This is a genomic window from Pseudomonas syringae (assembly GCF_001698815.1).
Taxonomy (GTDB): Bacteria; Pseudomonadota; Gammaproteobacteria; order Pseudomonadales; family Pseudomonadaceae; genus Aquipseudomonas; species Aquipseudomonas syringae_A.
Genome location: NZ_LGSI01000025.1, coordinates 54,531 through 78,053, shown reverse-complemented (window position 1 = coordinate 78,053; position 23,523 = coordinate 54,531). Strand labels below are relative to the sequence as shown.

The following is a 23,523-nucleotide window of genomic DNA, read 5'->3' as shown; positions in this document are numbered from 1 at the left end:
GGTAGCTATGTTCGGAATAGATAACCGCTGAAAGCATCTAAGCGGGAAACTAGCCTCAAGATGAGATCTCACTGGAACCTTGAGTTCCCTGAAGGGCCGTCGAAGACTACGACGTTGATAGGTGGGGTGTGTAAGCGCTGTGAGGCGTTGAGCTAACCCATACTAATTGCCCGTGAGGCTTGACCATATAACACCCAAGCAATCTGTGACTCGAATGAGCATCAGATTGCGGTGACTGTGAAGACGACACGAACCGAAAGTTCGCGACGCACACGCACAAAAGACACCTGACTATCACATACCCGATTTGCCGAAACGTCGCAAGACGCGTCGGTACCCGAATTTCTTGACGACCATAGAGCATTGGAACCACCTGATCCCATCCCGAACTCAGCAGTGAAACGATGCATCGCCGATGGTAGTGTGGGGTTTCCCCATGTGAGAGTAGGTCATCGTCAAGATTGAATTCCAGAACCCCTGATCGCTTACGTGTTCAGGGGTTTTGTTTGTCTGCTCGATAAGTTCGAAAATCCGCCCGCACACTTCTTCGCCTTTAAAAACCCGGCATACGATCGAATCCCAAAGAATCTTCTTCGGGGGTTACACTTCGGGCCATGAATTTAAAGGCAAAGGAAGCAACCATGTCCGTTACAACCTCTCTTAGCGCCGGCTTTATGGTGGTTCACGGCAACCGCCTGGATGACCTGCGCAGCCTGGTTGTTTCATGGATGCGGCGCTATCCGCTTGCACCTTTGGAAAATGAAATAGCCTTGGTGCAGAGCAACGGTATCGCGCAATGGCTCAAGCTCGCATTGGCTGAAGACACTGATGATGACGATCTGGGAGGCTGCGGTATTGCCGCCGCCGTGGACGTTCAGCTTCCGGGCAGTTTCATGTGGCAGCTGTACCGCTTGGTGCTGGGCAAGGATGAGATTCCCGCCGCCTCCCTATTGGATAAAGCCCCGCTGACATGGCGCTTGATGCGGCTGCTGCCAGCACTGATTGATCAACCCCATTTCGAGCCGCTACGGCGCTTCCTCACGGCCGATACCGATCTGCGCAAGCGCTACCAACTGTCTGAGCGATTGGCTGACCTGTTTGACCAATACCAGGTGTATCGCGCGGACTGGCTGGAAGATTGGGCGGCGGGTCGCCATCAATTACGTAATGTCAGGGGTGAAACCAAAGCCCTGACACAAGCGAACTGCTGGCAAGCCGAGCTGTGGCGCGCGCTTCTGGGGGACGTCGGTGCCGAAGGAATGGCGCAGAGTCGCGCCGGTGTTCATCAGCGCTTTATTGAACGGATTCGCGGTATGAACGAAGCCCCCGCCGGACTGCCTGCGCGGGTGATCGTTTTCGGCATCTCGTCATTGCCTGCACAAGCGCTCGAAGCGCTGGCTGGCCTGGCTCGATTCAGTCAGGTCTTGCTGTGTGTGCATAATCCATGTCGTCACCATTGGGCAGACATCGTCGCCGATAAAGACCTTCTACGGCATGAATACAAGCGTCAGGCTCGCAAGCCCGGCATGCCAGTGGCGCTCGATCCACACGCCCTGCATCAACACGCGCATCCGCTGTTGGCTGCTTGGGGCAAGCAAGGTCGTGACTACATCAATCTGCTCGATAGCCATGACGATCCTGGTAGCTACCGTTCTTCATTCAAAGACGAACGCATCGACCTGTTCACCGATGGCGATCCGAAAAATATCCTCAATCAGCTACAGGACGACATCCTGGAACTGCGCCCACTCGATGAGACCCGTGAGCTATGGCCAGCGGTTGATCCACTCAAAGACCGCTCGATACGTTTCCATGTCGCCCACAGCGCTCAGCGTGAGGTCGAGATTCTTCATGACCAGTTGCTTGCTCGATTCAGCAAGGACCCAAATCTTCGTCCCCGCGATGTTATCGTCATGGTCCCGGACATTGACAGTTATGCGCCGCACATCCGCGCCGTCTTTGGCCAGCTGGAGCGTAGCGACCCGCGCTTCATCCCGTTCACCCTTGCCGACCAAGGACAGCGTGGTCGCGAGCCGCTACTGATTGCCGTCGAGCACTTACTGAAGATCCCCGACAGCCGTTTTCCGGTCAGCGAGATTCTCGATCTTCTGGACGTTCCGGCACTACGCGCACGCTTCAAGATTGACGAGCGCGACCTGCCGACCTTGCATCGCTGGATCGAAGGCGCGGGCATTCGCTGGGGGCTCAATGCCGAGCAGCGCGCAGGTCTGGGCCTGCCGAATGCGCTGGAACAAAACAGCTGGCATTTCGGCCTGCGCCGTATGTTGCTCGGCTATGCCGTCGGTGCTGGCGCTGCGTGTGACGGTATCGAACCCTACGATGAAATTGGCGGACTCGACGCGGCATTGATCGGCCCGCTCGTAGCCTTGATCGACGCCTTGCAAGTTGCCCACAGTGAACTGTCATCACCGGCAACGCCGCAAGAGTGGGGCGCGCGCCTGCAAGCGCTGTTGCAGCTGTTTTTCCTCGCCGACAGTGAACATGACGATTACCTGCTGGCTCAACTGGAGCAACTACGGGAAACCTGGCTGGAGACGTGTGAGTCGGTGGGCCTGCTGGATCATCTATCGCTCACCGTGGTACGCGAAGCCTGGCTGGCAGGACTCGATCAAGGCCGCTTGTCCCAGCGCTTCCTCGCCGGTTCGGTGAATTTCTGTACCTTGATGCCGATGCGTGCCATCCCCTTCAAACTGGTTTGCCTGCTGGGCATGAACGATGGCGATTACCCTCGCGCGCAACCGCCGCTCGACTTCGACCTGATGGGCAGCGATTACCGCCCCGGTGATCGCTCCCGGCGCGAAGACGACCGTTACCTGCTGCTCGAAGCGCTGCTCTCGGCACGAGATCAGCTCTACATCAGTTGGGTGGGTCGCAGCATTCGCGACAACAGCGAGCGGCCGTCTTCGGTGTTGATCGGTCAATTGCGCGATCATCTGGCCAGCGGCTGGAAGCTGGCCAACGCGGTCGAACCGATGGACAGCAAAAAGCGCGATCCTGGCCAGCAACTGCTGCACAAGCTGACGCTGGAACATCCGCTACAGCCGTTCAGCGCACAGTATTTCCATGACGGCACCGAGTTCTTCAGCTTCGCCCGGGAATGGCAAGTGCTGCATGAGCCCCGCGCCGAAGCCGCGCAGTCCCCAGTGTTGACGCAGCACGAACAGGACGATCCACTCACCCTGGCGCAGCTCCAGGATTTCCTGAGAAATCCAGTGAAGCACTTCTTCAGTCAGCGCCTGAAAATCTATTTCGAAGTCGCCGAAGCGCCCCTCGCTGATGAAGAACCTTTCGTGCTCGACGCACTTGAGCGCTACGGCCTGAGCGACAGTCTGCTCAATGCTGCGTTGACGCAATCGGACGATATCGACAACGCGCTGCACGCCCAGGCAGTGAAACTTCAGGGCAGCGGCCTGCTGCCAATGGCCGGTTTCGGCACCAGTTTGCAGGAAGAGTTGATCGAGCCGCTGCCGGATTTGCTGCAGCGCTATGAAGATTTGCTGCGCAAGTGGCCGGAGCCATTGAGCAGCGCTCTGCCGGTGAGCTACAGCCATCAAGGTATTGCGCTGGAAGGCTGGTTAGGCGGGCTGCATCGCAATGCAAAAGGCGAGTACCTGATCGTCACCGCGATTCCCAATTCCATCGGTGGCAAGAAAACCCGCAAGTGGCATCGCCTGATTCGCCCGTGGGTGCTGCATCTGGTGGCGTGCGCCTGCGATTTGCCGCTGAGCACGGCGCTGGTGGCCAGTGACGAAACCCTGCTGCTCGAGCCGCTGGATAAAACCCTCGCCACCGACGCACTGAATGATTTGCTCAGCGCTTGGCAAAGCGCCATGCAGCGGCCGCTGCCGGTAGCCGTGAAAACCGCGTTTGCCTGGCTTGGTCAGAATGACGAAGTCAAAGCCGAAGCCATGGCCCGCAAAGCCTACGAAGGCGACGGTCAAACCACTGACGGTGAGCGCCGCGAAAGCACCGCGCTGGCTCGGCAGTTCCCGGATTTCAATGCGCTGCTCGACAGCGAAGAATTCATCGGTTGGTGCCAGTCGCTCTACAAACCGATATTCGATGCCCCATGGCAATCTCTGTCCAGCGAGGAGGCCAGCGCATGACGGTCAATCACGAGCAAACCGCATCCCTGGCGTTACGCTTCCCTCTGCATGGCAGCCAGCTCATCGAAGCCAGCGCTGGCACCGGTAAAACCTTCACGATTTCCGCGTTGTATGTGCGACTTGTCCTCGGTCATGGCGACGAAAACTCCTCTTTTGGCCGTGAATTGTTACCGCCGCAGATTCTGGTAGTGACCTTTACCGATGCCGCCACCAAAGAGCTGCGCGACCGCATTCGCACACGCCTGGCTGAAGCTGCGCGATTCTTCCGTGACGAAATTGTCGCCCCCGATGAGTTGATCGCCGAGTTGCGCGATCAATTCAGCGCCGAGCAATGGCAAGCCTGCGCCAGTCGCCTGGATATCGCAGCGCAATGGATGGACGAGGCGGCGGTTTCAACGATTCACAGCTGGTGTCAGCGCATGCTGCGCGAGCATGCGTTCGACAGCGGCAGCCTGTTTACCCAAACCCTGGAAACCGACCACAGCGACTTGCTGGGCGAAGTGTTGCGCGATTACTGGCGGCGCTTTTGTTACCCCATGAGCGGCGACGCGCTCAAGTGGGTTCGCGCGCATTGGGGTGGTCCGGCGGCACTGTTGCCTCGGGTGCGCTTGCTGTTTGGCAGCGAACGCAACGTGCCGGATCAGGAGCCCGCCGAGCTGATCGGCGCTTCGCTGCAGCAGCGGCGTGAAGCACTCAAAGCCCTGAAAGCGCCGTGGATCGAATGGGCCAATGAACTGCATTTGATCTGCATGGACGGCGTGGCCTGCAAAGTGGTCGACGGACGCAAGATGCAGGAGCGCTACTTCAAACCCTGGTTTGAAAAGCTCAACGCCTGGGCCGCTGATGAAGAGCAGGAAGACCTGGATCTGGGCACCGGTTTCACCCGTCTGACCCCGGACGGCATCGCCGAAGCGTGGAAGAGTAATCCACCTTCGCACCCGGCATTCGAGGCAATGGTTGAGCTGAAAGTCGCCCTCGATACGCTGCCTACGCCCGACGCTGCGGTGCTGGAACATGCCGCCCATTGGGTTGGCGTGCGCTTTGAAGAAGAAAAGCGTCGGCGTGCGGAAATGGGATTTGACGACATGCTGCTGCGCCTCGATGCGGCCTTGCAGAGCAGTGGCGGCGAACGCCTGGCGACGTTGATTCGCGAACAATTTCCGGTGGCGCTGATCGACGAATTCCAGGACACCGACCCCGTGCAGTACCGGATTTTCGAGAGCATCTACCGCCTTGAAGAAAACGACCGGGAGACCGGACTGTTCCTGATCGGCGATCCGAAGCAGGCGATCTACGCCTTTCGTGGCGCCGACATCTACACCTACCTGCGCGCCCGCCAGGCGACTACCGGACGCTGGCACACGCTGGACACCAACTATCGCTCCAGCCACGCCATGGTTGAGGCGGTCAATCACGTGTTTTTACGTGGCGAACAGCGACCTGAAGGGCGCGGCGCATTCCTGTTCCGCCAGGGCGACGCCAATCCTGTGCCGTTTGTGGCTGCTCGCTCCCAAGGACGCAAGGAAACCCTGGAAGTCGACGGCACGCCTTTATCGGCATTGAATATCTGGCAACTGCCCAGTGAACAGCCGCTATCCGGCGTGACCTACCGGCAGCAATTGGCGGTCAGCTGCGCCAGTGAAATCGTCGCGCTGCTCAACGGCGGTCAGCAAGGTCGGGCCGGTTTCGCCGCGCCGGGCAATGAGCTGCGCGGCTTGAAGCCTGCCGACATCGCGATTCTGGTTCGCGACGGCAAGGAAGCGCAGGCGGTGCGCGCCGAGCTGTCGGCCCGTGGTGTGCGTAGCGTTTACCTGTCCGACAAGGATTCGGTGTTCGCCGCCCAGGAAGCTCACGACCTGTTGAGTTGGCTCAAAGCCTGCGCCGAGCCGGATTCCGAGCGCACCTTGCGTGCCGCACTGGCCTGCATCACCTTGAATCTGCCGCTGGCCGAGCTGGAGCGGCTGAATCAGGACGAACTGGCCTGGGAAGCGCGGGTCATGCAGTTTCGCGGTTATCACTTGATCTGGCGCACCCAGGGTGTGTTGCCGATGCTGCGCCGCCTGCTGCATGACTTCCATCTGCCGCAGACATTGATTGCGCGTAATGACGGCGAACGGGTGCTGACCAACCTGCTGCACTTGTCCGAATTGCTGCAACAGGCCGCTGCCGAACTGGACGGCGAACAAGCGCTGATTCGTCATCTGAGCGAGCATCTGGCGCTGTCCGGTCAGGCGGGGGAAGAGCAGATCCTGCGTCTAGAAAGCGATGAGCAGCTGGTCAAGGTCGTGACCATTCACAAGTCCAAGGGCTTGCAGTATCCGCTGGTATTTCTGCCATTCATTTGTTCCTCCAAACCCGTGGACGGCAGCCGCTTGCCGCTGCACTTCCACGACGAACAGGGCAAAGCGCAGATCAGTCTGAAACCGACGGCGGCACTGATCGAACAGTCCGACAACGAGCGTCTGGCCGAAGATCTGCGCTTGCTTTACGTCGCCCTGACTCGCGCCGAATCGGCGTGCTGGCTCGGCGTCGCGGATCTGAAACGCGGCAACGCGAACAGCTCGATGCTGCACCGTTCGGCCTTGGGTTATTTGTTGGGCGGTGGCCTGCCGCTTGCTGAGTCCGCTGGCCTGAGCCTATGGCTGCGCGACCTGGGCGAAGGCTGCGACGGATTGAGCATTGAGAACCTGCCCGCGCCAACCGCCGAGACGTTCAGCCCGCCGCGCAACCAGGCGACGTTGCTCGCGCCGCGCATGCCCAAGCGTCGTGCTGCCGAAAACTGGTGGATTGCGTCCTACAGCGCCTTGCGGATTGGCGACACGATTACCACAAGCGGTGACGAATCGCCTGACAGCCCGCAAGCGCAAAAACTCTTCGATGACGAACGCCTCGATCCCGACGCGCCTCGGGAAGTGTTGGTCAGCGGCGGCGATATCCATCGCTTTCCGCGTGGGCCAAACCCCGGCACCTTCCTCCACGGTTTGCTGGAATGGGCAGGTAACGAAGGTTTTGCCGCCGCCGCGAACAACCCGACACTGCTGGAAGACGCCATTGCCCGGCGCTGCAATCGACGCGGTTGGGAAGGCTGGATCGGCACGCTGATCGGCTGGCTGCAACACTTGCTCAACATGCCGCTGCCGCTGGCGGGCGACAGTCAGCCGATTTCCCTGGGCGCGATGGACCAGCCCAATCAATACCGCATCGAGATGGAATTCTGGTTCGCCTGCCACAAGGTCGATGTCGCGCAAATGGACAGTCTGGTGCGCCGGTATACCCACAGCAATGCGCCACGGGCGGCGGCCGAAACGGTCTCGCTGAATGGCATGTTCAAGGGTTTCATCGACTTGACCTTCGAACATGAAGGCCGTTTTTACGTGGCGGATTACAAGTCCAATTGGCTCGGCGCCGATGATCAGGCGTATACCCAGGACGCGATGGTTACCTCGATTCTGGACAACCGTTACGACCTGCAATACGTCCTGTATCTGCTTGCGTTGCATCGCCAACTCAAGGCGCGGCTGGCCGGTTACGATTACGACCAACACATGGGCGGCGCGTTGTATCTGTTCCTGCGCGGCAGCCATTCCGCCAGCCAGGGCGCGTACTTCACCCGGCCGCCACGAGAGCTGATCGAGAGTCTGGATCTGCTGTTCCAGGGCAAATCATTAACCTCGGAATTCGCCCTGACTGGAGACTTCGCATGAGCCGTTCATTCGCCGAATTGTTGCCGACACCACTGGATGCGCAAAGTCTTGCTGACCTCGCGCCGTTGACCAAAGTCAGCGACCTGCTGCTGTTGCTGGAACGCTGGGTCGAGCGCGGCTGGTTGCGGGCGCTGGACAAAGCCTTCGTGGCGTTTCTCAGTGAGCTTGATCCAGCGGCCGATTCGCGAGTGCTGTTGGCCGCCGCATTGACCAGTCACCAGTTGGGCCACGGGCACGTTTGCCTGGACCTGTATGAAACCCTGAAAGAGCCGGACTTCGCGTTGTCGCTGCCCCCCGAAGGTGACGCCCAAGGCGGGCCGATGTTGCTGCCGTCGCAGCTGTTGGTCGCTCTGGACGGCGAAGCTTGGTGTCAGGCGTTGTTCGGTAGCGCCTTGGTCGCGCGGGGTGACGATCAGAGCGAAAGTGCCGCGCGCAGGCCGTTGGTGTTGTCTGATCGGCGTCTGTATCTGCGCCGTTACTGGACTTACGAACGACGCATCGACACGGCTTTGCGCCTGCGACTCGCGCAGCAGGAAGCCGCGCCGGCGGATCTGGCGCAACGTCTTGATGGTTTGTTCGGCCCGGCCAATCCAGCCCCCGATGCGCTGATCGATTGGCAGAAACTCGCCTGTGCGCTGGCGACGCGCGGGGCGTTCAGCATCATCACCGGCGGTCCCGGCACCGGCAAAACCACTACGGTGGTGCGTCTGCTGGCGTTGCTGCAAGCGCCTGCGGTGCAAAGTGGCCAGCCGCTGCGTATCCGTCTTGCCGCGCCAACCGGCAAGGCGGCGGCGCGCTTGACCGAGTCCATCAGCCAGCAGGTGCAATCCCTGGATGTCAGCGAAGACGTGCGGCAGAAAATCCCCAGTGAGGTAACCACCGTTCACCGGCTGTTGGGCAGTCGCCCGGGGACGCGTCATTTCCGCCATCATTCGGGCAATCCATTGCCGCTGGACGTGTTGGTGGTCGATGAAGCTTCGATGATCGATCTGGAAATGATGGCGAATCTGCTCGACGCCTTGCCGCCCCATGCACGCATGGTCTTGCTTGGCGACAAGGATCAATTGGCCTCGGTGGAAGCCGGAGCCGTATTGGGGGATTTGTGTCGGGATGCCGAAGCGGGTTTTTACAGTCCGCAAACCCAGGCCTGGCTGGAGGCAATCAGTGGTGAAAACCTGAACGGAAGCGGCCTGCAGCAAGGCGATGCGCTGCAGCATCCGTTGGCCCAGCAAGTGGTGATGCTGCGCCACTCGCGACGCTTCGGGCAGGGCAGCGGCATTGGCCAGCTGTCGCGTCTGGTCAATCAACAACAGGCGGAAGCAGCGCGTGCGTTGTTGGCCGCCCGCAGTCACGGCGATCTGTTCGCGCTCGCGCTCAAGGGTGAGCAGGATCATTCCCTGGAACGGCTGTTGCTCGACGGGCACAGTCAGGACAGCACGGGCCCGCAAGGCTATCGGCATTATCTGGGCGTGATGACCGAGCAGCGTCCGCCGCTGGATGCTGCGCTCGAAGATGAATGCTGGAGCCGCTGGGCCCGCGCGGTGCTGGAAGCGTTCGATGCGTTCCAGCTGCTGTGTGCGGTGCGTAAAGGTCCGTGGGGTGTCGAAGGGTTGAATCGGCGCATCACCACCGCGCTGTTCGGCGCGGGACTGATCGAAGGCGATCAGCATTGGTACGAAGGCCGTCCGGTGTTGATGACCCGCAATGATTACAGCCTGGGCTTGATGAATGGCGATATCGGCATCGCCTTGCGCCTGCCGGAGCGCGACGGCGTCGAATCCAGCAAACAGGTGTTGCGTGTGGCTTTTCCGCGTAATGACGGCAGCGGCGGGGTGCGCTTCGTCTTGCCGAGTCGGCTCAACGATGTGGAAACCGTGTACGCCATGACGGTCCACAAATCCCAGGGCTCGGAGTTCGCCCACACCGCGCTGATCCTGCCGGAAGCGCTGAACCCGGTGCTGACCAAGGAGCTGGTCTACACCGGCATCACCCGCGCCAAACACTGGTTCAGCCTGATCGAACCGCGTCAGGGCGTGTTTGAAGAAGCGTTGCGGCGCAAGGTGAAGCGCTTGAGCGGGTTGATGTTGGGGATTTGAGTTTTTGCGCCAATCGGTAGGACCGGACTTGTCCGGGAAGTGTTGGCCCAGGCAATCGGGGTGGGTCAGGTCGATCACGGTTGCTGGGCTGGCCAATCGGGGACAAGTCCCCTCCTACAGAGCATGCGTTCAGGTTTATTTATCTATACCCATAAACTGCACAACCCGCTCTCCCGCCTGACCATCGCGAATGGCTTGCGGGGCGGCGTCGGCCTGGATGACGCCGTTTTCCATGAAGATCACCCGATCCGAAATGGACATGGCGAAGTCCATCTCGTGGGTCACGATCAGCATGGTCATGCCTTCCTTGGCCAGATCGCCGATCACCTTCAACACGTCGCCCACCAGCTCCGGGTCCAGCGCCGAGGTTGGTTCGTCGAACAGCATGATCTTCGGGTCCATCGCTAAGGCGCGGGCGATGGCGACGCGCTGTTGCTGGCCGCCGGATAACTGATGCGGGTACTTGTGCGCGTGAGCCAGCAGGCCGACTTTATCCAGCAAGGCGTAGGCGCGCTGTTCGCTCACGGTTTTGTCGCGGCCGTGATAACGCGGCGCCAGGGTGACGTTGTCGAGAATGGTGCGGTGCGGGAACAGGTTGAAGTTCTGGAACACCATGCCGATGCGCTGCACGCCCCGACGAATCTGCGGATTGTTGGGTTTGTCGCGGGCCTGAATGAAGCTTTCGCCGAACAGGATGATCTCGCCCTTGTCGATGCTTTCCAGGCCGTTGACGGTGCGGATCAACGAGGTCTTGCCCGAGCCGGACGGGCCGATGATCGAAATCACCTGGCCGCAATTTACTTCCAGATCGATGCCCTTGAGCACTTCATGATGGCCGTAGCTTTTATGAATGCCGCGCAGCTGCAAGGCGGGCGCTGCGCCATTGGCGGTGGTGACGGAAGCTTGCAGGGAGGGCGAGGCAATGCGCGTGCGCAGCTGCGTCAGGTTGGCATCGTCCAGGGTTTGTGGCTTACGGTTGTTCAGTTCCAGATGCCGTTCCAGCCAGCTGAACAGCCAGCCGAACACGGTCACGATCAGCACGTAATACACCGCCACCGCCGACAGGGTTTCCATCACCAGGAAGTTTTGCGCGTACAGGCGCTGGCCGACCGTCAGCAGCTCGGTCAGGGAAATCACCGAGACCAGTGAGGTCAGTTTGACCACGGTGATGTATTCGTTGATCAGCGTCGGCAGGGAAATCCGGAAAGCCTGCGGGATCACGATCAAACGCTGCAAGCCGATGAAGCCCACGCCCAGCGCACGCCCGGCTTCCTTCTGGCCCTTGGCGACCGAGATCAGACCGCCACGATGGATTTCCGCCATGTACGCCGCCTCCGTCACTACTAACGCGAGCAGGCCGGAATAGAACGGGTTGGACAGTACTTCACGGGTAAACGGAAACATCTGCGGCAGGTTGTAGACGAATACCACCAACACCAGCAACGGGACGCTGCGGAAGAACCAGATATAAATCGAAGCCGGAATGCTCAACAGACGCGAAGTCGACAGCTTGGCCGACGCCAGCAGAAAGCCCAGCAACATGCCGATAAACCAGCCCAGAGCGCTGAGCTGGATGACCGTGATGCAGGACTCCCAGAAGTCCGACACCGAAAACAGAGAAAAAAAGTAGGACCATTCGAATTGCATGTACACCTCAAGTTCAGCCGCTCAACAGCCCGTAGCTACCGTGTCTGACGCGCTCCCGGCTGAAGCCGGTCCTACGGAGCATGCATATCCGTAGGACTGGCTTTAGCCGGGAGGACGTCGGGCCAGACACCGCACAATACGAGGTGGCCTCTAATGCTGTGAATCAGTTACCCGGCTCTTCCAGGTTGTACTTCTTCAGCAGAGCCGCGTATTCACCGGACTTCTTGGTTTCGTCGAAAGCCTTGAGCAGCGCTTGATACAACTCGTCGTTACCCTTCTTGACGTAGATGCCCAGGGTTTGCTGATAGATCGAGTGCTCGGTGCTGACCACCACGCGACCTTTGGTGCGCTCGGCGATCATGCCGGCTGCGCCGTCGATTTCCACCTGGGCCTGAACGTTGCCCGACAACAATGCCTGGGTCACTTCCGGCGCGGACGGGAATTCGCTTACCGAGATAGCGCCTTTTTTGTTCGGCACACAGTAGTCAGCCGACAGCTTGTTGAACTGCGCCACCCAGGTGGTGCCTTTTTCCAGGCCGACTTTCAGGCCGCAGAGATCTTCCGGGACCTTGGGTTTGATGGTGCTGTCCTTGAGGACCATGATCGCCGCGCCGGTTTTGGCGTAAGCGATGGTCTGTGCCTGGGTCTGACGCTCCGGCGTGATGTACATGCCGGAAATGATCGCGTCGTAGTGCCCGGCGTTGAGGCTCAGGATCAGGCTGGAGAACTTGGTATCGACAAAATCGGCCTTGAGGTTCATGTGCTTGGCGAGCAGGCGCGACAGCTCCGGATCGGAACCGACAACGTTTTTCTTCTCGTCATAGGACTCGAACGGCGGATAAGTGATTTCCATACCGACTTTGAATACGCCCGGCGTCACAGTGGTCGCGGCGTGTGCCAGGGTCGCGCCGAACACGGCGGCGGCAAGCACGGTCAAGCGGACAGCAAGGTTGTTTTTATTGCGCATCGTCGGTGACTCCGAGGTGGGAAGGTAAGGCACGGTTGGTTTGATATCAGGTACTTCAGTCAGGCAATGCGCGTCTTGAATATCTTCAGGACGGTTCTGTCGTCTGGTTCTTCAAATGGCCGAAACTTGAAGGTTTGCGGGCTTTTTCATACAGCTTGAGTTCGCCGCTCTCCACTTTTTTGCGCAGGTACGAGTAGGTTTGCAGCGCCTGGCCGAACATGTGTTCACCGATGGTGATCTCTTCGTAATCCTTGCCATCCTGAATGAATTGCGGCAACGGCTTGATCTGGGTATGGAAGTCACAGGCGTAGAACAGCGGGAACGAATAGCGCTCTTCGCTGACGGTCCTGACCCGGTGGGCTGTTGCAACGAACGTACCAGCGGTCATCACTTCGAGCATGTCACCAATGTTGACCACGAACGCGTCTTCAACGGGCGGCGCATCGATCCATTGGCCTTGATCGTTCATCACTTCCAGGCCCGGTTTGTCAGCGAGCAAGATCGTGAAGCACTCGTAATCGGTGTGCGCACCAATACCGGGCGCGTCCTGCGCGGCGCCGTCGAACGGGTAGTGGATCAGGCGCAGTTTCGAAGGCGGGCGCGTGACCAGTGCCTCGAAGTAACCCTCCTCAAGACCCAACGCCAGAGCGAAGCCATCGAACAGCCGACGACCCAGGGCAAATACTGCGGCGTAGTAGGCCTGAACCGCCGGCTTGAAGCCTGGCAAATCCGGCCATTCGTTGGCGCCGATCAGCGGAGTTTTGGCGATCACCAGCGGATCTTCATCGCCGACTTCAAAACCGATATCGAAGGCTTCCTTGTGATCCGGCTTGCCCTTGGCGTACACCTCTTCACCTTCCGGCACGAAGCCTTTATGGCTACGGGAAGTGCCGATGTAATGCTGCATCTTGTAGTCGAGCGACTGGGCGAACAGGTCCTTGGCCGCCTGCCGCAAATCGTCGATCAGCTGTTTGTCGATGCCATGATTCTTGATGTAGAGGAAACCCACTTCCCGTGCCGCCGCGCCGAGTTCGTCGGCCACGGCCTGACGCTGGGCAAGGTCGGCGCTGAACAGCCCGGCGATGTCTACCACCGGGATGCTGCTGAAATTGGCGGTTTGAGTTCCGTTTTTGTTGTGCTCAGGCATGACGACAACGCTCCTTTAACGACGGGTCGATTGAGTGAAGTGCTGGAAATGTTCGCGCTCGGTCTGGCCCATCCACACGTTCAGCGACCACAGATCGGCTACCGGAACATTGGTAAATGGCAAGTGATGCAGATAGCCGTCGGCGCCGAATTCCGGGGTCAGCGTGCTGACTTGATAGCCACGCGCCTGTTGCGAGCGCCAGATGGCTTCCCAGTGTTGCTGATGGAAGGTTAGCTCTTTGGCGTATTCCGGCGCGGCGGGATGCGGAACCTGCGGGCCCTGGTCATAACCAACCCGCGCCTGAATGTGATGCACGCGTTCGACGAAGGCGCCGAGGTCGTCTTCCGGGTCGTTGAGCAGGCGTTCGCAGGTGACGATCCAGTGGCTGATGTCGCTGGTGAACAGCAAGTCGGGCAGCTGGCGAATCAGTTCGAGGGTGATCCACGGATTGAACAGCGAGCGGGAGCGATGGGTTTCAAAGGAAACCACCTGACCGTGCTTGCGCGCCAGATCCAGCGCCTGGCCGAAGAAATCCACCTGTTGCGGCAACTGCCAGCGGTCATTGCCGGCCAGCACATTGACGAAGCGCGGCGTCAGCTCGCCGGCCCAGCCGAGCTTTTTGTCCAGGTCGACCAAGTGTTCGGCAACGGTGGCCGACTGTTCCGGCAGCACGTCATAGGCGGTGAATACGGTGCTGATATAACCCACGCGGTTGGCGCGCAGGAACGCGGCAAACTCGGCGCGCTCGGCGGTGGCCAGCGGCAGGCGGGCTTCCATGCCGTCGAAGCCGACCTTGAGTAATTCTTCCAATGCTTGTGTCTTGCTGGCGGTGTAGCCCCAAAGCGTGCGGAAAATTTCCAGTTTCATCGATCGACCCCAAAGATTACTCAAGCGACTGGCGCAACTCGGCCACGGCGTTGACCGAAGCAAAAAAATCAGTAGCGGGCAGTAGCAAATAGAATCGTAATCGCTGCGGGCCGATCTCTTTGGAACGGTCTCAATGTTGGCGATCTTAGGGGCGCGCCACGCGAGGGAAGAATAGGAAAGCTCAAATCCATAGTTCAGAGATTTCTAAACTAATGACGGCCCTGCACGACCCCTACCTAAGGTAGGAGGGGACTTGTCCCCGAAGAGGCCAGTGCAAGCTGAAGGTATTCCTTGGCAGCCCCGGCGTCTTCCCGGACAAGTCCGGTCCTACCGAACGCTACGCAACGCGGTAGGAGGGGACTTGTCCCCGAAAAGGTCATCCGGGACGCTCAACCTGGCTGATTGGCATCGTTGCCTGAATCAACGCCTTCCCGGACAAGTCCGGTCCTATCGAACGCTACGCACCACACAACGCCGGAGTTATAGGCATTCCGCCACTTGGTGGCACAAGCGTACTATTCACACCCTGCTCTACGCCTGACGCTGACGTCAGTGCGTTTACTTCTTTTTTCGCTCATGTGGCTGGATTTGCTCCAGGCCGATCATGAGTGTGCTGTTTATAAATCACCCCCGGCCATGTCCCGGGGGGATATTGAAAAATTATCCGAATAGAACCGAAATCGCTGTAGACCAGCGTTGCCCCTGGCGACGTATCAGCGCTAAACCGTGATGAATGCCAGAGGCTTTGTGATGCAAAAACTACTGATCAATGGTCAGGAACATGAGCTAGATGTCGCTCCCGACATGCCGCTGCTCTGGGTCCTGCGCGATGTCGTGGGTCTGACTGGCACCAAATACGGCTGCGGGATTGCCCAGTGTGGCGTTTGTACTGTTCACCTGGATGGCCAGGCCGTACGTTCCTGCGTGTTGCCGGTCAGCGCTGTCGCCGGGCGTAAGGTCACGACCATTGAAGCGGTCGGCGAATTGCCGGTCGGTCAGCAAGTACAAAAAGCCTGGCTGGCCCACGAAGTCGTGCAGTGCGGTTACTGCCAGCCCGGCCAGATTATGTCGGCCGTGGCACTTCTGCAGGCGCATCCGGATGCCAACGATGAACAGATCACTACGGCCATGGCCGGAAATCTGTGCCGTTGTGCGGCCTATACGCGTATTCGCGCCGCCATCAAAAGCGTCAGCCAAGCCTGAAGGAAGTCACCATGTCAGAGGTAAAACGATCTGCCACGACGGTTTCGCGTCGCGGGCTGCTCAAGGGTGGCGCACTGTCGCTGGGCGGGCTGGTGATCAGCACCTGGTTGCCGCCAATGGTCAATCGCAGCTTCGCCGCCGAAGCGGTCAGTGCTGCGCGACTGGGTGATGCGGCGTCGCCGGGTTTTGGCGCGTTCGTGCGTGTCGGCCTCGACGGCCATGTCACGGTCATCTCGCCAAAAATTGAAATGGGCCAGGGCGTGCAGACCGGCATCGCCATGATGGTTGCTGAAGAGCTGGAAGTGCCGCTCAGCCAAGTGAGCATCGAAGAAGCGCCGCCCAATGCCGCGCTGTACACCGACACCGTGTTGCAATTTCAGGCCACCGGCGGTTCGTCGTCGACCCGTTACACCTGGGAGCCGCTGCGTCGGGCGGGCGCCAGCGCGCGCGTATTGCTGACCCAGGCTGCGGCGATTCGCTGGAACGTCGCGCCGAGCCAATGCCACGCGGAAAACGGTCAGGTGCTCGGCCCGAACGGCCAGACCGCCAGTTATGGCGAGCTGGTGCAAGCCGCTTCTGCGCTGCCACTGCCCACCGACGTTCCGCTTAAAGCCATCGCTGATTTCAAACTGCTGGGCACGCCAGCCCAGCGTCTGGATACGCCCCACAAGGTCAACGGTTCGGCGCAGTTCACCATCGACCTGAAAATCCCCGACATGTTTATCGCCTCGACCCTGACCTGTCCGGTATTCGGCGGCAAGCTGCGCGGCGTGAAGAACGAAGACGCGGCGCGCAAGGTGCCGGGCGTACGCGATGTGATTCGCCTGGACAACGCCGTGGCGGTGACCGCGACGAATTTCTGGTCGTGTCAGCAAGCGCTCAAGGCGCTGGAAATCGACTGGGACATGGGCCCGCACGCCGCTGTCGATTCGGCGCAACTGGACAAGGCATTGCTCGACGCCAGTTCCAAAGACGGCGTATTCGCCAAGCAGACCGGCGACATCGGCGCGGCGTTGAAAAACGCGGCGAGTCATTTTGAAGCGGTTTATGAGCAGCCGTTCCTGTCGCACTCGCCGCTGGAGCCAATGACCTGCGTCGCCCACGTTCGCCCGGACATGTGTGAGCTCTGGGTTGGCTGTCAGGCGCCGACCTTTGCCCAGATGGGCGCGGCGAAAGTCTGCGGCATGCCGCTGGAAAAAGTCGTTATCCACAACCAGTTGATCGGTGGCGGTTTCGGCCGTCGCCTGGAATCGGACTTCATCTTCCAGGCCGTGGACATCGCCCGTCAGCTCAGCTACCCGATCAAATTGATCTGGAGCCGCGAAGAGGACATGACCCACGACCGTTATCGCCCGCACTACGTCGACCGCCTGAACGCGGCGCTGGACAAGGATCTGCGTCCGGTCGGCTGGGAGCACCGCATCGCGGGCGCTTCGGTGGTCGCGGCTTATATCGGCAAGCTGCCGGAAAGCGGCGTCGATGGCGATGCTGTGGAAGTAGCGATTGACCCGATCTACAAGCTGGCCAACTTGCAAGTGCGCTACATCCGTCAGGACCCGGACGTGATTCCGGTTTCTTGGTGGCGCGGCGTGGGTCCGTTGCGCAGCACGTATGCGGTGGAATGTTTCATCGACGAGCTGGCGCACAACGCCAAGGCCGATCCGGTTGACTACCGCTTGAGCCTGATGCAGGACCAGCCACGCGCCCAGGCCGTGCTGAAAAAGGCTGCGGAATTGGCTGACTGGAAAACCCCATTGCCGGCTGGTCAAGGTCGCGGCGTTGCCGTGAGCGCGGTGTTCGGCAGCTTCGTCGCGACAGTGGTCGAGCTGGAAATGCAAGGCGACAAGGGCATGCGCATCAAGCGGCTGATCACCGTCGTCGACTGCGGCTTCGTCAACAACCCGACGTCGGTGGCCTCGCAGATGGAAGGCGGGACGCTGTTTGGTCTGTCCGCTGCGCTGTTCAACGAGATTCTGATCGAGAAGGGCCAGGTGGTGCAGAACAACTTCCACGCCTATCGGCAGATCCGCATGAGCGACGCGCCGTCTGTGCAAGTGCACCTGATGCCGAGCGCTGAAAGCCCAGGCGGGGTCGGCGAAACCGGCGCCGTGCCGGTTGCTGCGGCATTGGTCAACGCGCTGCACGCCGCTTCAAAAGTGCGCGAGCGCCGTCTTCCACTGAGCCGCGTTGGCTATTTCACTGTTTAAGGAGCGCCGTTATGAAAGTGTTTAACTATGCGCTCGCGCTGTTGGGTGCAGGCTTCGGGCTGCTGGCCCAGGCTGCGCAATCACCGGCCGATCCGGCCCTGATCGGCAAAGGCGAATACCTGACCCGCGCCGCCGACTGCGTGGCTTGTCACATGACGCCGGGCGGCAAACCGTTTGTGGGCGGCCTGGAATTCAAGCTGCCGTTCGGCACGCTGTATTCGCCGAACATCACCCCGGACAAAGACACCGGGATCGGCAACTGGACTGATGACGAGTTCGTCAGCGCCCTGCAAAAAGGTGTCGGCAAGGACGGCAAACATTACTACCCAGCGTTCCCGTACACGTCCTACACCATGATGCCCCGCGAAGACATTTTGGCGATCAAGGCGTATCTGTTCAGCCTTGAGCCGATCAGCCAGAAGCCACCGGAAAATGACCTGTCGTTCCCGTTCAACCAGCGCTGGGGCATGTTCTTCTGGAACGTCGTATTCGCTGACAATGAGCGCTTCGTGCCGGACAGCAAACAGTCGGCAGAGTGGAATCGCGGCGCGTATCTGGTGCAGGGGCCGGGACACTGCGGCGAATGCCATACCCCGCGCAATATCTTCCAGGCCATGAGCTCTGGCAAATCCCTGGCCGGTGGCGAGCTGGGCAACTGGCGCGCCTACAACATCAGCTCCGATGCCAAGCACGGGATTGGCGCCTGGCCGCAGGAAGCGCTGGTCAGCTACCTGTCCCAGGGTTATGCGCCGGGTTACGGCGGTGCGGGTGGTCCAATGGCTGACGCCGTCGAACACAGCCTGCGCTTCCTGACTCCGGCGGACGTGAATGCGATCGCGGTTTACCTGAAATCCACGCCAGCGCGCAGCGAAGGCATTGCACGGCCGACGGTCGCGATCAACGATCAAGCTGACAAAGGCCTCGGGCATAAGGTCTTCACCGACTCGTGCGTGGCTTGCCATCGTCTGGACGGCACCGGCAATCAGTCGCCTATCGCAACCCTGGTGGGGCTGAAAACCGTCAACGATCCTGCGGGCACCAACCTGATGGCGACATTGCTGGAAGGTCACACCCAAGGCACCCGCCGCGTCGACCAGCGCATGCCGGACTTCGCCCGAGCCTACAACGACGTCGAACTCGCCGCCGTCAGCACCTTTGTTCTGCGCCGCTTCGGGCAGAGCAATGGCGAGGTCAAGGCACAAGACGTAGCGAAAGGGCGGGCAAGTTCGTTGCATTGATGGCAAACAGGGTCCGTAGGACCGGCTTTAGCCGGGAGGGCGAAGGTTCTGACGACGCAGCCGTTGCGCATGTACCGGCTTGCTCCCGGCTGAAGCCAGTCCTACGGGGTGCATTTCTATTCAAGTGGTTACGTGATGTTTGGCTCCTGCAACGTCTCATCTGAAACAGGCGTTCTTCCGATCCGCGCCTTGCCACCCAGCGCAAATACCGCAATCGCCAATACCTGAAACACTGCCGCCAACACAAACAGCCAGGTCCCCGATTGCGATCCGTTGGTCATCGTGAAGACTGCGCCGAACACAGCTGGCGCAAAGGCATAACAACCCTGCGCAATCGCCACAATCAAGGCCACCACCCGCTGGCTCTGCTGCCGGGCAAACTCGCTCTGGGCGATCAGCGGTGGCAGCGACGTGGCATTGCCGATGCCAGCGCCAAATAACGCGACGCCCAACCACACCCATACCGAATGACTTTCTGCGCCGATCAGGACGATACCGCCGAGCAACTGCACCGCATAACTCAGGCAGGCGACGGCGCGGCGATTGGCATTGATCGGCATCAGCCAGCCCACCAGTGTTCGCCCCACGATTGCACTCGCGGTGGCCACGCCCATGGCCAGACCCGCCTGCTGCACGCCAAGTGTTGCCGCCAGCAGCAGGAATAAATGCGCGATCAATCCGATCTGGGCAAACAAGCCCAGGGACATGCCGGCCGCCAGGGTCATGAACTGGCGGTTGCCCCACAATCTGACGCTGGTTTCCGGCGTCGCGGTGATGGTCGGTGCGGCTGCAGTCATTGCCGACCCGTCCGGGCATTGCCCCAATTGCTCAGGCTTGTAGCGAAATACCCGCAGCGACAGGGCGCTAATCACTACAACCGCCAGCACCCCGATCATCAGCGCCGCGTTGCTGAATCCCGTCGCGGTAATCAGCAACACCCACACCGACGAAAACACCACGCCACCAATGCTGGCACCGTTGTAGGCCATTGCCAATGCAGCCGGGCGCTTGACGACAAACCACGGCGCGATGATCGAATTGACCGCCGCCGCTCCCAGCGTCACCCAACCAAATCCGCTCAGCACTGCGGCAATGAACAGCTGATAAGGCTGGCTTGCAATCGACCAGCCATACACGCCGATACTCAGCACCAAGGTGCCCGACACAGTGATTCGTGCCACCCCCAAAAGCTGGTACAGCCGTGGCAGGTTCACGACCACCAGAGTACCCGCCAGGAAATGCACAGTGACCGCCGCTGAGCACAACTGCGCACTCCAGCCAGTGCGCTGGATGACTGCGTACATAAAAACCGGTGGCCCATAGAAGCCGATACCCCAGCCGAACATGGCCAATATGAAAGTCGCGGCCACGACCTTGCGACCAAAAAAAACGTTCTGAGCCATCATCGAGTCCTTCCCTGTGGATTGCCGCCCAGTATGATTGGCGCAACACGGGACGCTTCGGGGTTGAACGAATCATGGATGCACACAGTGCGGATACCAGCCTGGCCAGTATCGCTGGCGCCATTGCCGACCCGGCGCGGGCGAAGATGCTGTGCAGTCTGCTCGACGGCCATGCGCGGACCGCCACGGAGCTGGCGGTTGTTGCCGACATCGGTGCTTCTACCGCCAGCAGTCATTTCAGCCGTCTTCGTGAGCAGGGGCTGGTGGAATTGATGGTTCAGGGCCGACATCGCTATTACCGGCTGGCCAATGCCAAAGTGGCCGCCGCGCTGGAAGCGTTGCTATTCCTTGCGGACATTCCTGCGCCTGTATTCAAGCCTTCGACACCCTCGGCGCTGCGTTACGCGCGCACCTGCTACGACCATTGCGCGGGCGAGCTAGCGGTCAAGCTGCACGATGCGTTGCTCGCCTCGAAGTGGATCGAAGTGCAGGGGCAGGATTACCGCTTGACCGAGAAGGGCACGTCGTTGCTGGCAGAGCTGGGGATTGATCCGCAAGTCTTGAGCCGTCAGCGCAGGCGCACCGCATACCCATGCATGGACTGGAGCGAGCGCTCACCTCATATCGGTGGCGCGCTAGGGGCGATGTTGCTGGCATTGATGCTCAAGCGGGGTTGGGTCGTCCGGCATCTGGACTCACGGGCGCTTCGTTTGACTGCCGACGGGCTGGCCGGTTTGTCGCGAAGCTTTGGTCTCGACAGCGGGAAATAAGGCCGTAGCCTGCGCTTTTCATTTCTCTGGATCGCGCCCGCCGTCGGAAAAACTGAAGAAACCTCAGGTGCCGCCGACACGAATTGATGAGCAGCTTGTTAATTCTGCTCCTGTACCTGGCTGGAAAAGATCTCTCCGGCCGGTTTTCATCTGTTTTGCATTCAGAGACATCCATCCCCTGATGAAGAGAAGTCTGTTCGGTAGCTTTTGGGCGTTGATGTCCGCACCCCATGACAATCCTGGTTTGCTCCGGGCGCAGTACATTGCGCTGTCGCGCCAGTTGCCGATGATGTACTTCATCCTGCTGATCAACAGCCTCGCCCTTGCGGCTACCCATTACGTTTCGGCTCCCCGCTGGCTGGTGGTCTATTGCCCGGCGGTCATGACGGTTTTTTGCGTGACGAGGGCGGCCCTGTGGTGGCGTTCATGTCGGCGTACGCTGCCGCCGCCTGCGAAAATGCTCGACATCCTCAAGCGCACCAATCGACTTTCGCTTCTGGTGGCGGCGGGTTTCACGGTGTGGTCGCTGGCGTTGTTCCCCTATGGCGATGTGTACAGTCAGGCCCATGTCGCGTTCTACATGGCGATTACGGTCATCGCCTGCATCTTTTGCATGATGCATCTGCTGCCGGCCGCGTTGACCACGGCGGCGGTGGTGAACATTGCCTTCGTGGTGTTTTTTGCCACCACCAACAACATCACGTTCATTGCCACCGCGATCAATGTGCTGCTGGTATCCATCGCCATGCTGTCGATCCTCAAGTCCCAGTACGCAGACTTCACCCAGTTGGTGAATATGCAGGCGCGCACCGAGAAGCTCAGCGACGAGAACCGCCGCCTCGCCAATCAGGACAGCCTGACCGGCCTGGCGAACCGCCGGCAGTTTTTCTCCAACCTCGATGCGACGCTCATCCAGGCCCGCGACCGGGACGTGCGTTTGGCGGTGGGTTTGATCGACCTGGACGGTTTCAAACCGGTCAACGATCTCTACGGCCACAGCGTCGGCGACAAGTTGCTGTATCAGGTCGGCCAGCGTTTGACCGGCTTGCTCGACGAAGGCGTGCATCTGGCCCGGCTGGGCGGTGATGAGTTTGCCTTGATCATCACTGATGCCCAAAGCGACCAGCAACTGCGGGCTTTTGGCGACAACCTTTGCGCCAGGATGCGCGAGCCTTTCCTGCTGGTGGACATTCCGATCCAGATCAGTGCGTCATTGGGTATCGCGAGCTTCCCGGACCTGGCTTCCAGCGCCACCGAAGTCTACGAATACGCGGATTACGCGTTGTATCAAAGCAAGCGGCAGCGGCCCGGAACCCTGAGTGTGTTCAGCGCCGAGCACCGCCGGCAACTCAATCGCGAAGGCCTCACCGAGCAGGCGCTGCGCCGGGCGGATCTGTACGAAGAATTTCATGTGGTGTTTCAGCCCATCATCGACATCCGTACTCAACTCACGGTCGCCTTTGAAGCGCTGGGGCGCTGGACGAGCCCGGAGCTGGGTAACGTTCCACCTTGCGAATTCATTCCCGTCGCCGAGCGTATCGGCCTGATCAACAAACTGACGATTCCGCTCCTGAAACATGCCCTGAACGCCGCAGCCAGCTGGCCGCGAGGCATTCGCCTGTCCTTCAACCTTTCCGCCCACGACTGCGGATCTCCAGAAGCTGTGCAGCAGATTGCCCAAGTGATCAGCGACAGCGGATTTGACCCGGCGTCTCTGGATCTGGAAATCACCGAGACCGCAGTCATCCAGGATCTGGCGCAAACCCAGCGCGCCATTGCCCTGCTGCGCAGTCTGGGTTGCGGCATTTCTCTCGATGATTTCGGCACCGGCTATTCAAGCCTCAGCCAGATTCACGCGCTATCGTTGACCAAACTCAAGGTCGACCGCAGCTTTGTCACCGGCATTCACCTCAATCCAGCCAGCTTCAAGATCGTCAAATCCCTGCTTGCCTTGAGCCATGACATGCAGCTCCAATGCATCGTCGAAGGGGTTGAAACCGAAGACGAACTGGCCGCGCTTAGGCGTCTGGGTTGTGTCTGGGCGCAAGGCTATCTGTTCTCACGCCCCATATCTGCGGACGAAACCCGCGAGTGGCTGGCGCAGGAAAGCCTCGATGCGGCGACCGGTCAAACCGGCTGAGCGGATT

General features: G+C 60.0%; 13 protein-coding genes and 2 rRNA genes. 10 read left to right on the top strand and 5 right to left on the bottom strand.

Features of this window, described 5'->3' with window-relative positions:
• The 5 genes from AFK24_RS07370 to recD all read left to right on the top strand — a co-directional run.
• Window positions 1-187 (top strand): 23S ribosomal RNA (locus tag AFK24_RS07370); the annotation flags it as partial.
• Window positions 188-345: 158 nt separating this feature from the next.
• Window positions 346-461 (top strand): 5S ribosomal RNA (gene rrf, locus AFK24_RS07365).
• 180 nt (window positions 462-641) lie between these two features.
• A complete protein-coding gene (recC, locus tag AFK24_RS07360) occupies window positions 642-4,127 on the top strand; it encodes an exodeoxyribonuclease V subunit gamma (protein ID WP_065832635.1) in 3,486 nt (1,161 codons plus the stop codon).
• The gene (gene recB, locus AFK24_RS07355; RefSeq protein WP_065832634.1) at window positions 4,124-7,831 is read left to right on the top strand and encodes an exodeoxyribonuclease V subunit beta; all 3,708 of its coding nucleotides are present in this window, start codon (window positions 4,124-4,126) and stop codon (window positions 7,829-7,831) included. Before recC ends, recB begins: the two co-directional genes overlap by 4 nt.
• Window positions 7,828-9,927, top strand: coding sequence for an exodeoxyribonuclease V subunit alpha (gene recD / locus AFK24_RS07350; RefSeq protein ID WP_065832633.1), 2,100 nt, complete (start codon window positions 7,828-7,830; stop codon window positions 9,925-9,927). The genes recB and recD overlap by 4 nt, the downstream gene beginning before the upstream one ends.
• 135 nt (window positions 9,928-10,062) lie before the next feature.
• Here the strand turns inward: recD and AFK24_RS07345 are convergent, their stop codons facing one another.
• The 4 genes from AFK24_RS07345 to AFK24_RS07330 all read right to left on the bottom strand — a co-directional run bounded on the left by AFK24_RS07345 (window position 10,063) and on the right by AFK24_RS07330 (window position 14,555).
• Entirely contained in the window at window positions 10,063-11,574 is a 1,512-nt protein-coding gene (locus AFK24_RS07345; RefSeq protein WP_065832632.1) for an amino acid ABC transporter permease/ATP-binding protein, read from the bottom strand.
• 163 nt (window positions 11,575-11,737) lie between these two features.
• Window positions 11,738-12,541, bottom strand: a complete 804-nt coding sequence (locus tag AFK24_RS07340; RefSeq protein ID WP_065832631.1) for an ABC transporter substrate-binding protein — start codon at window positions 12,539-12,541, stop codon at window positions 11,738-11,740.
• A gap of 85 nt (window positions 12,542-12,626) precedes the next feature.
• Window positions 12,627-13,688, bottom strand: a complete 1,062-nt coding sequence (locus AFK24_RS07335; protein WP_065832630.1) for an isopenicillin N synthase family dioxygenase — start codon at window positions 13,686-13,688, stop codon at window positions 12,627-12,629.
• A gap of 15 nt (window positions 13,689-13,703) precedes the next feature.
• Entirely contained in the window at window positions 13,704-14,555 is an 852-nt protein-coding gene (locus AFK24_RS07330; RefSeq protein WP_065832629.1) for a sugar phosphate isomerase/epimerase family protein, read from the bottom strand.
• Window positions 14,556-15,305: 750 nt separating this feature from the next.
• Between AFK24_RS07330 and AFK24_RS07325 the strand changes: the two genes are divergently transcribed.
• Genes AFK24_RS07325 through AFK24_RS07315 form a run of 3 tightly spaced genes read left to right on the top strand, consistent with a single transcriptional unit; the run spans window position 15,306 to window position 19,203 of the window.
• A complete protein-coding gene (locus tag AFK24_RS07325; protein WP_065832628.1) occupies window positions 15,306-15,758 on the top strand; it encodes a (2Fe-2S)-binding protein in 453 nt (150 codons plus the stop codon).
• 11 nt (window positions 15,759-15,769) lie between these two features.
• Window positions 15,770-17,965: a xanthine dehydrogenase family protein molybdopterin-binding subunit gene (locus AFK24_RS07320; protein ID WP_065832627.1), complete on the top strand. Its 2,196-nt coding sequence runs from the start codon at window positions 15,770-15,772 to the stop codon at window positions 17,963-17,965.
• Between the two features lie 11 nt (window positions 17,966-17,976).
• Entirely contained in the window at window positions 17,977-19,203 is a 1,227-nt protein-coding gene (locus tag AFK24_RS07315; RefSeq protein WP_065832626.1) for a cytochrome c, read from the top strand.
• Window positions 19,204-19,331: 128 nt separating this feature from the next.
• Here AFK24_RS07315 and AFK24_RS07310 read toward each other — a convergent pair whose 3' ends face one another.
• Complete coding sequence (locus tag AFK24_RS07310) at window positions 19,332-20,606, bottom strand: MFS transporter (protein WP_240500359.1); 1,275 nt, start codon at window positions 20,604-20,606, stop codon at window positions 19,332-19,334.
• A 74-nt stretch (window positions 20,607-20,680) separates the two neighbouring features.
• Here AFK24_RS07310 and AFK24_RS07305 point away from each other — a divergent pair, with 74 nt between their 5' ends.
• Window positions 20,681-21,376, top strand: coding sequence for an ArsR/SmtB family transcription factor (locus AFK24_RS07305; protein ID WP_065832624.1), 696 nt, complete (start codon window positions 20,681-20,683; stop codon window positions 21,374-21,376).
• A gap of 181 nt (window positions 21,377-21,557) precedes the next feature.
• Entirely contained in the window at window positions 21,558-23,516 is a 1,959-nt protein-coding gene (locus AFK24_RS07300) for a putative bifunctional diguanylate cyclase/phosphodiesterase (protein WP_065832623.1), read from the top strand.
• Window positions 23,517-23,523 lie beyond the last annotated feature (7 nt).